Annotated in this window: 9 protein-coding genes and 1 pseudogene; 4 read left to right on the forward strand and 6 right to left on the reverse strand. The window is 68.3% G+C overall.

Annotated elements, in window-relative coordinates:
• Nucleotides 1-173, forward strand: a pseudogene (locus K8V84_RS23295) (4-phosphopantetheinyl transferase); the annotation flags it as partial.
• A gap of 12 nt (nt 174-185) precedes the next feature.
• On the opposite strand, the gene K8V84_RS23300 reads toward K8V84_RS23295, so the two are convergent.
• Nucleotides 186-1,346 carry an acyl-CoA dehydrogenase family protein gene (locus K8V84_RS23300; protein WP_304078669.1) on the reverse strand — a complete coding sequence of 387 codons (1,161 nt, stop codon included), beginning with the start codon at nt 1,344-1,346 and terminating at the stop codon, nt 186-188.
• A 242-nt stretch (nt 1,347-1,588) separates the two neighbouring features.
• On the opposite strand from K8V84_RS23300, the gene K8V84_RS23305 reads away from it, so the two are divergent.
• Both K8V84_RS23305 and K8V84_RS23310 read left to right on the forward strand, forming a co-directional pair.
• The gene (locus K8V84_RS23305; protein WP_304078671.1) at nt 1,589-2,491 is read left to right on the forward strand and encodes a LysR family transcriptional regulator; all 903 of its coding nucleotides are present in this window, start codon (nt 1,589-1,591) and stop codon (nt 2,489-2,491) included.
• Nucleotides 2,492-2,871: 380 nt separating this feature from the next.
• Entirely contained in the window at nt 2,872-4,191 is a 1,320-nt protein-coding gene (locus K8V84_RS23310; protein WP_304078673.1) for an ABC transporter substrate-binding protein, read from the forward strand.
• 93 nt (nt 4,192-4,284) lie between these two features.
• On the opposite strand, the gene K8V84_RS23315 is transcribed toward K8V84_RS23310, so the two are convergent.
• From K8V84_RS23315 to K8V84_RS23330, 4 genes are all read right to left on the reverse strand, one after another.
• Complete coding sequence (locus K8V84_RS23315; protein ID WP_304078674.1) at nt 4,285-5,454, reverse strand: AI-2E family transporter; 1,170 nt, start codon at nt 5,452-5,454, stop codon at nt 4,285-4,287.
• On the reverse strand, nt 5,451-6,887 hold the full coding sequence (locus tag K8V84_RS23320) for a cell wall metabolism sensor histidine kinase WalK (RefSeq protein ID WP_304078675.1): 1,437 nt from the start codon (nt 6,885-6,887) through the stop codon (nt 5,451-5,453). The genes K8V84_RS23315 and K8V84_RS23320 overlap by 4 nt, the downstream gene beginning before the upstream one ends.
• A gap of 90 nt (nt 6,888-6,977) precedes the next feature.
• Nucleotides 6,978-7,808, reverse strand: a complete 831-nt coding sequence (locus K8V84_RS23325) for a TIGR03943 family protein (RefSeq protein WP_304078677.1) — start codon at nt 7,806-7,808, stop codon at nt 6,978-6,980.
• Nucleotides 7,805-8,875: a permease gene (locus tag K8V84_RS23330; RefSeq protein WP_304078678.1), complete on the reverse strand. Its 1,071-nt coding sequence runs from the start codon at nt 8,873-8,875 to the stop codon at nt 7,805-7,807. The genes K8V84_RS23325 and K8V84_RS23330 overlap by 4 nt, the downstream gene beginning before the upstream one ends.
• Before the next feature lie 183 nt (nt 8,876-9,058).
• On the opposite strand from K8V84_RS23330, the gene K8V84_RS23335 reads away from it, so the two are divergent.
• The gene (locus K8V84_RS23335; protein WP_304078679.1) at nt 9,059-10,417 is read left to right on the forward strand and encodes an MFS transporter; all 1,359 of its coding nucleotides are present in this window, start codon (nt 9,059-9,061) and stop codon (nt 10,415-10,417) included.
• Here K8V84_RS23335 and K8V84_RS23340 read toward each other — a convergent pair.
• Nucleotides 10,418-11,829: alanine/glycine:cation symporter family protein (locus tag K8V84_RS23340; protein ID WP_304078681.1), on the reverse strand; the 1,412-nt coding region annotated here is incomplete at its 5' end.

The raw sequence follows: 11,829 nt of genomic DNA on the forward strand, positions 1-11,829 counted from the left end.
ACAGCCCGGCGCGGCTCCTGGGTTGGGAGGGCGGTGGGGGTCCCGAGTCCGCGTGGCTCCACGACCTTGAGCGCGGCCCCGACTACCGATCGGCTCTGGCGGTGCTCACCGACCGAGCGGTCGAGCCGACGGTGCATCAGGCGGAGGTCGCCCAGGAGCTGCTGCGCCGTTGAGGGGGACACCTCTCAGGCTTCGGCCTCCCGGGCCAGGTGGCGGCCGATCACCAGACGTTGCACCTGGTTGGTGCCCTCCACGATCTGCAGGACCTTGGCCTCGCGCATGTAGCGCTCGACCGGGAAATCGCGGGTGTAGCCGTAACCGCCGAACACCTGGACGGCGTCGGTGGTGACCTTCATCGCGGTGTCGGTGGCCAGGAGCTTGGCCATGGCGGCCTGCTTACCGAAGGGGCGGCCGGCGTCGCGCAGCCGGGCCGCGGAAAGGTACAGCTCACGCGAGGCGGCGATCTGGGTGGCCATGTCGGCGAGCATGAAGCTCAGTCCCTGGAAGTCACCGATGGCGGAGCCGAACTGGTGGCGTTCGCGGGAGTAGGCGACGGCGGCGTCCAGGGCGGCCTGGGCCAGACCCACGGCGCAGGCGGCGATGCCCAGGCGTCCGGAGTCCAGGGCTGACAGCGCGATGGGAAAGCCCCGGCCCTCCTGTCCGACCAGCGCCGAGGTGTCGAGTTCGACGTCGTCGAAGAGCACTCCGGCGGTGGTGGAGGAACACATGCCCATCTTGCGTTCGGGCGCGGCCGAGCCCAGTCCGGGTGTGTCGGCCGGCACGTGGAAGCAGCTGATGCCGCGACTCCCGGAGTCGGGGGCGCCGGTACGGGCGAAGAGCGCGTAGTAGTCGGCCTGTCCGCCATGGGTGATCCACGCTTTGGCACCGTTGATCCGATAACCGGCCTCGGTGCGTTCGGCGCGGGTGGTCATGGCGGCGGCGTCCGAACCCGAGGTGGTCTCGGACAGGCAGTAGGCACCGAGGAGTTCACCGCCGAGCATGTCCGGCAGGAGGGCGGCCTTCTGTTCCTCGCCGCCGTAGGCGGCCAGCGGGTAGCAGGACAGGGTGTGGACGCTGACGCCCAGACCGAGGGCGAGCCAGCCGCGGGCGATCTCCTCCACGACCTGGAGGTAGACCTCGTAGGGCTGGCCCCCGCCGCCGTACTCGTCGGGGTAGGGCAGTCCCAGCAGGCCGGCGCGGCCCAGGGTGGTGAAGGCCTCGCGGGGGAAGACCGAGTTCTCCTCGTCCTCGGCCGCACGCGGGACGATCTCCTTGTCCACGATCTCCCGGGTCAGCTCGAGGAGCTGTTCGGCCTCGGGTGTGTGCAGCGTGCGTTCGACCGCCATGAACTCTCCCACGGTTCCGCGCCCTGGTGCGCGTGGGACCCACCCCGCGAACCTCGCGATTTAGTAGGTCGTCCAACTATATGGTGACGCTGGGCACCTTATCCCAAAGCCACCCGCTTTGGGCACCCCGGGACCGGACGATGGACGAGCCAGAAGACGTTCGCCCTGAACACGACGCCCACCCCGAGCCTTCGGGTTCGGCCGCCTGTACACGGAGGGGTCATGCGGCTTAGATTCCACGCATGGACCTCGAACTCCGCCACCTTCGCACCGTCTGCCTCCTCGCCGACACCGGCAGCGTGACCAAGGCGGCCGCGGCACTGTCCACCTCACAACCGGCGCTGACCACCCAGTTGCAGCGAATCGAACGTGAGGTCGGTGGGACGTTGTTCCACCGTGGCCGCTCGGGGGTGCGCCCCACCGAGCTGGGCGAGTTCGTCCTGATCCGGGCTCGCGCCGTGTTGTTGTCCATGGACGACCTGATGCACGACATCAGCGCACGCGGGGCCTCCCCCACCGCGCTGCGCATCGGCGGGGTCGGTCAACTCACCGTGGAGCTGTCCGGACGGCTCCCCGAGGTCTTCCCCGGGGTTCCGGTGCACGTACGCACCGAATACTCCCCCAAACTGGTCACCGACCTGGTCCGGGCCGGGCGGCTCGACCTGGGAACCACCATCGACTACGTGGATCGCGACCTGACCACGGACGGACCGCTGTCGTGGTCGATGCTCGCGGTGGATCCGCTGCACGTGGCACTGTGGGCGGATCACCCGCTGGCCGAGAAACCGTCCATCCACCTGGAGGACCTGGCGGACAACTCCTGGGCGCTCACTCCCCCCGACGGCACCGGTTGGCCCGAGTGCTTCTACGTGGCCTGCCAGCGGGCGGGCTTCAGCCCCGACGTGCCCTACCGGCTGCACGACCGGTCGGAGATCCGCGACCTGATCGCCGACCGCCGGGCGGTGGCACCCTGCCAGTCCGACTTCGACACCGGCCGGGGCGTGGTGGTCCGTCAACTGGAGGGGGCACCGATACAGCTTCGGCACCTTCTGGTCTGGCGCCGCGACGGCCCGGTGAGCCAGGCCGCGGACAGGATCGCGCGTGTGGCGCGGGAGATCATCGGCCGGAGCGCCGAGAAGATCTGAGCGATCGGGAGAATCACCGACTTCGATCCGCGCATTGATCCCATGATCGGACTTTCTGTTCGAAGCATGCCTCCAGGCCACAAAACCGTTGCCCCATAAGGGTTTCTCGACAAAAGCGCGACGGCCCGAACACCTTTGGCGCCGAAGGTCCCCAACCGGAACCTTCGGCTTGTTCGCGCGCCCGCGACCTGGGATGACACCACTATGCGTTACCGGCGGTTGCAGTAGCCGATCTCCTTCGTATGATGTTTACCAGCCGGTAACGTACTGCTGAGTAGGAACCCGCCCCCAGAGCCTTCTCCCGAGCTACGAAGCCGTCTTCCCCCACGAGCCGAAGAGCCTCCCGCTGCGTAGGCACCACCGAAGTTCAGGAAGACCACATGCGAACACTGAGAATCATCGCTTCGACGCTCACCGTGGCGGTTCTCGCGACCTCGTGCGGCGGCTCCGGGTCGAGTACGGAGGAGTCCGCCGCGAGCGAACTCACCACGGGGGTCACCGACGACAGCGTCGTCATCGGAACCCACCAGCCGCTCACCGGTGCCGCGTCACCGGGTTTCGTGCACGTCTCGACCGGCACCAGGGCCGTCTTCGACTACATCAACGACAACGGCGGCATCCACGGCCGCCGGATCGACTACCGCGTCGAGGACGACGTCTTCGACCCCGCGCAGACCATGGACGTCACACGCGACCTCATCGACGAGCAGGAGATCTTCGCGATGCTCGGTGGGCTGGGCACGCCCACCCACGAAGCGGTGATCGACGACCTCAACGACGGAGGAGTCCCCGACCTCTTCGTCTCCTCCGGGGCTCTGGCCTGGGACTCTCCCGAGGAGTACCCCTACAGCTACGGCTTCCAGGTGGACTACTCCAAGGAGGCGAAGATCCAGGGCGCCTACATCGCGGAGAACTTCCCCGACGACAGCGTCGGCCTGCTCTACCAGAACGACGACGTCGGCCCCTCCTCGCACGCGGGCATCGAGCAGTACCTCATCGACGACATCGTCGCATGGGAGGACTACGACCCCGGCGTCGCCGAACTCGACGGGCAGATCGAGGCCTTGAAGGACGCCAAGGCCGACGTCGCCGTCTGCTACTGCATCCCGGCCTTTCTCGGCCTGGCCATCCTCCAAGCCCGATCCGTCGGCTACGAGCCGCAGTGGGTGGCCCCCAGTTTCGGTGGTGACGTCGAGGTCGTCACCGAACTGATCACGCAGTACGCCGAGGGAACACCCGCGGAGAACGTGCCACCGGAAGCCTTCACCGACGGTCTGATCATCACCTCCTTCCTCCCGATGGCCGGCCAGACCGAAGACCCGTGGACCACGTTCTTCCGTGAGATCCATGAGGAGTACAACGAGGGCGCGCCCTTCACCGACACCACGATGTACGGCATGGTGCAGGCCACGCTGATGGCCCAACTGCTCATGGAGGTCGGCCCCGACCTGGACCGGGAGACCCTGATCCGGACGCTCAACTCCCAGGAGTGGGAGGGCCCGGGACTGGTGCCGTTCGTCGCCACCGAGGACGACCACAGCGGTTACTCCGGCGTCATGGTCGCCCAGAACCGCGCCGGAAAGGAACCGGAGATCCTGCAGGAACCGCGGGTCACCGACAGCGAGGGCGGGGAGATCCTCCCCTTCGAACTGGACCGGCCCGGCCCTGATGAGGTCGCACTTCACGACGGCGACCACTAGCGGGATCCACTCCGGGCACACCCGGAAGGCACAGACGTAGGAGGGCGCGGGTCGAACCGGACCCGCGCCCTCCTTCCCTTTTTCCGCTCCTGGTCATCGCCGCTCCAGGCGGGGGAAGACCACCTTCTTCAACACCAGGGTGAGCGCGGCCGCGGCGGGAATGGCCAACAGCGCCCCGACCAGACCGAGCAGCGCGCCACCGACCAGGGCGGCGGTGATGTTGACCGTCGGCGCCACGTCCACGGCGTGCCGCATCACCCGCGGAGAGATCACGTAGCTCTCGATCTGTTGGTAGACGAGGAAGAAGACCAGGGTGGCCAGCCCCAGCCAGAGGTCGCCCACCCCCACCGCAAGCGCGGCGGCGAACGCGCCGATGGTGGTGCCCACCAACGGGATCAGCGCGGTGACCGCGACCACCAGGGCCAGGGTGAGCGCGTAGGCCGAACCGATCGCCCACAGGAAGAAGAACGCCACGACCCCACCGAAGGCCGCCACCATCAACTGCCCGGCGATGAACGCACCGATGCGCCGAACGATCTCGTCACCGATCTCACGGACCCCGTCGCGGCGCGAACGCGGAACGAACCGGTAGGAGACGTCCATCATGCCGGGCAGCGAGGCCATGAAGAACAGGGTCAGGACGAAAACCGTGGACAGGGCGAACAACCAGTTGAACACCACCTGGCCCACCCCGACCAGGCCACCGAAGATCCGCTGCCCGAAGTCTCCTCCGGTGACGACCCCCTCCAGGCGTTCCAACACGTCGTAGCGCCGGTCCACCTCGTGGAAGAACGCCGTGTTCTTCAGGTGATCGATGGCGTCTGGCAGAGCGGCGGCGAAACCGCTCACCTGCGCGGTCAGCGGCGGCACGATGGCCCACGTGAACACCACCACGAAGGCCAGCAGGACCAGACACACGGTGACGATCGCGGCCCAGCGGGGCATCCGCAGCCTGCGCCGCAGGAGTTCGATGGCCGGGTTCAGGCCGACCGCGAGGAAGAGGGCCACCAGGATGTAGACGAACACCGCCCGTGCCCCGGTCAGCGCCTCCACCAGCAGCCAGGCGCTGAGGACACCGAGCGCGCCGACGAACCCGACGACGAAGTAGTTGGGGCGGCGCGCCCCGCCCCCGGAGGGGTGGGCGAAGGGGTCGGTTCCGTCTCCCCCACCGGCGGCTCCGGGCTCACGTTCGGCCTTGGGACCCTCCCGCGGCCCCTGGGGCGGTGTTCCGGTCGCACTCGTGGCCGCGGCGTCCACGCTCATGAGCCTGGCTCCGGCTCGTCCTCGTCGTCGCCCGGCTCCTCCGGGATGCGCAGGGTGAACAGGGCGCCGCCGAGCAGGTCGCTGTGGCCGGCCACGAGCGTACCGTTGTAGGCGTGCACGATCTCCCGGGAGATCGACAGCCCGAGGCCGCTGCCACCCGGGTCGAGCTCCTTGGAGTCGGGCAGTCGGGAGAAGCGTTCGAAGACGCGTTCGCGGTCCTTGACCGGAATCCCCGCGCCGTCGTCGTGGACCTCCAGGACCGCGGCCCCTCGGCCGTGCCCGACGATGATGTCGATACGGCTGTGGGCGTGGCGCTCGGCGTTGGCGACGAGGTTGGTCAGCACCCGCACCAGGCGCAACCGGTTGACCACGACGTAGACGGGTTCGGAGCCATGTACGCGCACCTGTGTGTGCCGGCGCGGGTCGGTGAACTCCTCTCGCACCAGGGCGCCCAGTTCGACGCGTTCACGGACCATGGCCACGTCGGTGTCCAACCGGGCCAGTTCCAGCAGGTCCGAGACGATGTTCTCCAACCGCTCGGTGTCGGAGAGCAGACCGGTCAGCAGGCGCTCGCGGGCGCGCTGGTCGGGGTCGGGGTCGGAGAGTTCGACCTCCAGTTTGGTCCGCATGCCGGCTATGGGATTGCGCAGTTCGTGGGAGGCGTCGGAGACGAAGCGTCTCTGCCGGACCATCGCCTCCTCCAGCCTTCCAAGGCTGGCGTTGGCGGTGCGCGCCAGGTGGGCGATCTCGTCGTCGCTGCGGGGGACGGGAAGCCTGCGGTGCAGGTCGCTGACGGAGATCCGGTCCATCTCGGCACTGATCATCTCCACCGGACGCAGTGCCCGCCCCACCCCGTACCAGAGGATCAGGGCGGTGCCCACGAGCAGGACGACCGCCATCCCGGTCAGGGCGGATTCGAGCGTGTGCTGTTCGAGCACCTGGGGAGTTCGGGTCGCGGCGAGCACGATCACGTCACCGTAGGCGGAGTCGGTGACGGTGTAGCCCACCACCTGGAAGCAGTCATCGGGTTCGGTCCCCGCCACCTCATCACAAACGACCGTGTCCATGCGGAAGTCGTGCTCGCCCGGTTCCTGTTCGGTCAGGGCGGGCAGGCCCCTCAGGGCGGCGCTGGAGGCGAGGACCTCATGGGACTCCCGATCGACGATCTGCAACCGCAGGATCGGTTCGGAGTCGGGGATGTAGGAGTCGTAGCGGTCCGTCATGATGTGCTCGACGACGCCACGCGCCGCCTCCGCGGCCCGGTCGCTCAACTGGTTCTGCACTATTTCCCGGAGGAACAGGAAGGAACCCACCGAGATGCCCAGCACGACCAGGGCCAGTATGGTCGTGGCCCACACCGTCACCCGGGCTCGGATGGAACGGGGGCGTGGCCATCGCCACCTTTTCCGTTGCCGTTCCTGGGGTTCTGACACGCACTCATTCTCGCCCAGGGTCATCCCAAAACCGAGAACTGGCGCCGGTGTGGCGGGACCGAGGCCCTAACGGACCGAAGGTCACGGCCCCTACTCGTAGGGATCCGGTGGGTCGGTGACCTCCTCCATCGCCTCGGTGGCGAACTCGTGCTCGGAGACGTCGTACAGATCACCCTCGGGCTCCACCCAGGTGCCCCGGATCGTCCACCAGCTGTCCGCCTCGGGTGCCGGCTGATCGGTGATGAGAACCTTGTTGACCACGGCGTCCGCCGCGCAGCAGGCCATCTGGAGTCGGGCCAGGTACCAGCCCTCGCCCTCTTCGTTGGGAACGGCGAACCCGGTCAGCTCGATCTCACGGTCGGCCATCTCGCGGTCCTCGTCGACCCAGGCCCGCATCACGAACTCCTGGATGTCGAGTCGGACCGTCTCACTCGGAGCCGCCTCGGAGAGGGCGTCGTTGAACTTGGAGTCGCCGCTCTCGTCTCGGGGCGGTGGACCCGCCGAACCGCTTGTGCTCTCCACCGTGTACGAACCCAGGGCCGGCGGGGCGACCACGAAGACCGCCAGCACCGGGAACAGCAGCAGCCAGGCCACCCATGGGGCGCGGGAGTGGTCGTGGCCGTCGCCGCCGTGCTCGTCGTGGCCACCGGCGTGCCCGTGGACCTCACCCGTGCCCGGACCCGAGGCGTCCATCTCGGCCGTGGTGGGAGCGGCCCGCTCTTCATCCGGAACGTCCGCCTCGCCTCGGACCTCGGCCACGATGACCAGGAGGCCGAGCACGACCATGACGACCCCGGCGGCGATCAGGAAGGGCCCGAAGCCCGCCTTGACCCAGTTCAGGTACAGGTCGGTGGGCACGGTGCTGGTCAGCGCGGCGGCGCCGAGCAGTACGAGTGTGAGTCCCTGCGCGATGCGGTTCACAGGATCAGGGCTCCGATCAGGAACGTGCTGAGAAGGCCGACCACCAGACTCAGGGGGGCGAAGCGGACGACGAAGCGCCAGCCGAAGACTCCCGCCTGCATCGCGATGAGCTTCAGGTCGACGATGGGGCCGATGACCATGAACGCGAGTTTGGCGGTGGGCGAGAAGTCGGTGAGGCTGACCGCGACGAAGGCGTCGGCCTCCGAGCAGATGGACAGCAAAATGGCCAGCACGGCGAGTACCAGCACCGAGACGACGGGGGCCTCGGCCACCGTCAGCAGCCATTCACGAGGCACCATCACGTTGAGCGTGGCGGCCGCGAGGGCGCCCACCACCAGGTACCCGCCGGCGTGCATGATGTCGTGCAGCATCGACTCGCGAAAGACCCGCCACTTGGAGGCGCTCGGGTCGTGGGGCTGCGAGGGCAGGCGCAGCCAGTCGGTGCGACCGAACCTCACCCAGATCCAACCGATGACCACCGACGCCAGCAGGGACGCCGTGAAGCGCGCGAGCACCATCTCCGGCTGTCCGGCGAAGGCCACCGCGGTGGCGATCATGACGATCGGGTTGATGGAGGGCGCCGCGAGCAGGAAGGTCAACGCCGCGGCCGGTGCCACCCCTCGCTTGATGAGGCTGCCGGCGATGGGCACGGACGCGCACTCGCACCCTGGCAGCAGGGCCCCGGAGGCACCCGCCACGGGGACGGCGTGACTCGCCTTGTCCGGGATGAACCGTCGGTAGGCCGAGGTCGGCACGAACGCGACCAGGGCCGCGGACAGGGCCACCCCGAAGACCAGGAAGGGCATGGCCTGGAAGCTGATGGCCGTGAAGATGGTGGCCCAGGCCAGGAAGGCCTGATCGGTCAGCTCGTCGGAGAGCCACGCGTGGCCGAAGGCCATCGCGGTGATGATCAGGGCGAAGAGCCAGACCGTGCCGGTCCTGCGTGCTCCGGGTCGCCTTCCCCAGTCGGCGGGGGGCAGTTCGTCTCGGCCGTCGTCCCAGCCACCGGCGAGAGAGTCGCCGAGTGAGGAGGACGGGGCGGAGTCGTGTGTGGTCCGTTCGGACACGGGTGTGCTCCGTGAGGTTCGGTTGGAAACTCCCCGAATGGTAACCGAAAACCGTTTTCGTTCGGGTGAGCGACGGTGAACCTGTGGACGAGATCCCCTGGAGAGGACCACATGACCGAGAGCGCGGGTATGGGCTCCACCCCCATGGTCGAAATGTGACCCGGGTCTCTATTGTTGGCGCCCATGGAACCGAGAACGACGCCGTCCCCCGCGGGCGGAAGCGCTCCGAAAACCCCCTTCCACAAGGTCGTCACCGCCGGCCTCATCGGCACCACGATCGAGTGGTACGACTTCTTCCTGTACGGGGCCGCCGCCGCGTTGGTCTTCAACGTGGTCTTCTTCCCCGACTCCGACCCCCTGGTCGGCACCATGCTGGCCTTCAGCACCTACGCCGTGGGGTTCGTGGCCCGGCCCCTGGGCGGCGTGGTCTTCGGACACTACGGCGACCGGATCGGCCGCAAGCAGCTCTTGGTGCTGAGTCTGCTGATGATGGGCGGCGCCACCTTCGCGATCGGGCTGCTGCCCACCTACGCGGCGATCGGGGTGGGCGCTCCCCTGTTGCTCACCCTGCTGCGCGTCGTCCAGGGGTTCGCCCTCGGCGGTGAGTGGGGCGGCGCGGTCCTGCTCGTCGCCGAACACGGCAAGCCGCGCAATCGCGGTTTCTGGGCGTCCTGGCCCCAGGCCGGGGTGCCCTGCGGCAACCTGTTGGCCACCGCCGTCCTCGCGGTGCTGGCCGTGGTGATGACCGACGACGCCTTCCTCGACTGGGGTTGGCGCATCCCGTTCCTACTGTCCGGGATCCTGGTGTTGATCGGTCTGTGGATCCGGCTCGCGGTCACCGAGTCGGAGGTGTTCAAGGAGGCCTCGCGCAAGGCCGAGAACACCAAGACGCCCGAGCGGGCTCCGATCCTCGACGTGCTGCGCCACCATTGGCGCGAGACCCTCGTGGCCATGGGGGTGCGGCTGGCCGAGAACGTCTCCTACTACGTGGTCACGGCGTTCATCCTGGTCTACGCCACCCAACAGGCGGGCCTGCCCAACGACGCCGTGCTGAACGCGGTGCTGATCGCCTCCGCGGTGCACCTGGTGACCATCCCGGCGTGGGGAGCGCTGTCCGACCTGGTGGGACGTCGGCCGGTCATCGCGATCGGGGCGGTGGGGATCTCCCTGTGGTCGTTCGCGTTCTTCCCGCTCATCGACCAGGGCACCTTCGGCGCGGTGACCCTGGCCGCGACCGTCGGGCTGATCCTGCACGGTGCGATGTACGGCCCGCAGGCGGCGTTCTTCTCGGAGCTGTTCAGCACCCGGGTGCGGTACTCGGGTGCCTCCATCGGCTACCAGTTGGCGTCGATCGTGGCCGGTGGTCTGGCCCCGTTGATCGCCACGGCGCTGTTGGCGTACTTCGGCTCCGGCCTGCCGATCTCGATGTACGTGGCGGCGGTCGGCGTCGTCACCGTGGTGGCGGTGGTGTGGTCCAGGGAGACCAGGGGCAGCGACCTGTCCGCCGTGCCCAAGGGCGGCGACTCCGGACACCACACCTGATCAGTCCTTCGGATCCGGGCCCCGGTCCTCCCCACGGCCGGGGCCCCCTTCGTCCTCGGGGGTCCGCTCACCGCCTCGGGGGTCCTCGTCCCCGTTCTCCCGATCGGCGCTCTCCTCGTCGAGCTCCTGCTCGTCCACCGACTCCCCCGACACCGGACCCCACGAGGTGACGTTCTGCAGGTCCGGCATCTTGGCCAGGGCGAACTGCGGGTCCAGGCCGTATCGCAACTGCCGGCTGTAGTCGGCGAGCAGGCGGAAGGCGACGGTGGACAACAGGGCGATGGCCACCAGGTTGACCGTGGCCATGATGCCCATGGAGATGTCGGCGAGGGTCCAGATCAAGGTCAGCGGGGCGATGGAACCCAGGAAGACCGCGACCAGGACCGCCGAACGGAAGTAGGTCATGTGGTCGGGGTCGGCGTCCAGGAACTGCAGGTTGGACTCGCCGTAGTAGTAGTTGCCCAGGACCGACGTCCACGCCAGCAGGAACATGATGACGGTGAGGACGTGGATGGACCAGCCGCCCAGCGAACTCTCCAGGGCGGTCTGGGCCACCTCGATGGGCGGGATGTCGGGGTCGAACTCGGTCCCGTACAGCAGCACGATGAACGCGGTCACCGAGCAGATCAACCAGGTGTCGAAGTAGACGCCCAGGGTCTGGACCAGGCCCTGCTTGGCGGGATGGGACACCGACGCGGTCGCACCGGCGTTGGGCGCCGAACCCAGACCCGCCTCGTTGGAGAACATCCCGCGCCGCATCCCCCACAGGATCGCGGTGCCCGCACCGCCCGCCGCGACCTCGCGCAGGCCGAAGGCGTGGCCGAAGATGGCGCCGAAGACCTCCGGGACGGCCTGGATGTTGATGATCACCACGGCGACGCCGAGCAGGATGTAGAGGATCGCCATCAACGGAACGAGGGCCTGGGCGACGGTGGCGATCCGGCGCACACCTCCGAAGATGACCGCGGCCGTGATGGCGACCAGGACCAGGCCCACGGCCACATCGAGGATCCACCCGTTGTTCCCGCCGAGGGCGCTCACCGAGGTGCCGATCGCCCCGGAGATGCTGTTGGACTGAACGGAGTTGAAGACGAGGCTGAACGTCACGGTGATGATGACGGCGAACAGCGCTCCCATCCACCGTCGGTTCAACCCGTGGAGCATGTAGTAGGCGGGGCCACCACGGAAGCCGGTTCCGGTGCGCTCCTTGTACAGCTGGGCGAGGGTGGACTCCACGAAGGAGGCGGCGCCGAGGACGCCGGCCATCAGCCACATCCAGAACACCGCGCCGGGTCCGCCCAGCATGATCGCCAGGGTGACGCCGACGATGTTGCCGGTACCGACACGGGAGGCGGCGGAGATCGCGAAGGCCTGGAAGGAGGAGATCTCCCTGCCGCCGTCCGGGGCGATCC

Origin of the sequence: Nocardiopsis listeri, from assembly GCF_020741345.1 — a bacterium.
In the GTDB taxonomy this organism is placed as follows: domain Bacteria; phylum Actinomycetota; class Actinomycetes; order Streptosporangiales; family Streptosporangiaceae; genus Nocardiopsis; species Nocardiopsis listeri_A.

Coding starts and splice junctions, on each gene's coding strand:
- K8V84_RS23305 (WP_304078671.1), top strand. CDS start 1,589: ATGGACCTCGAACTCCGCCACCTTCGCACCGTCTGCCTCCTCGCCGAC.
- K8V84_RS23315 (WP_304078674.1), bottom strand. CDS start 5,454: ATGAGCGTGGACGCCGCGGCCACGAGTGCGACCGGAACACCGCCCCAG.
- K8V84_RS23310 (WP_304078673.1), top strand. CDS start 2,872: ATGCGAACACTGAGAATCATCGCTTCGACGCTCACCGTGGCGGTTCTC.
- K8V84_RS23300 (WP_304078669.1), bottom strand. CDS start 1,346: ATGGCGGTCGAACGCACGCTGCACACACCCGAGGCCGAACAGCTCCTC.
- K8V84_RS23335 (WP_304078679.1), top strand. CDS start 9,059: ATGGAACCGAGAACGACGCCGTCCCCCGCGGGCGGAAGCGCTCCGAAA.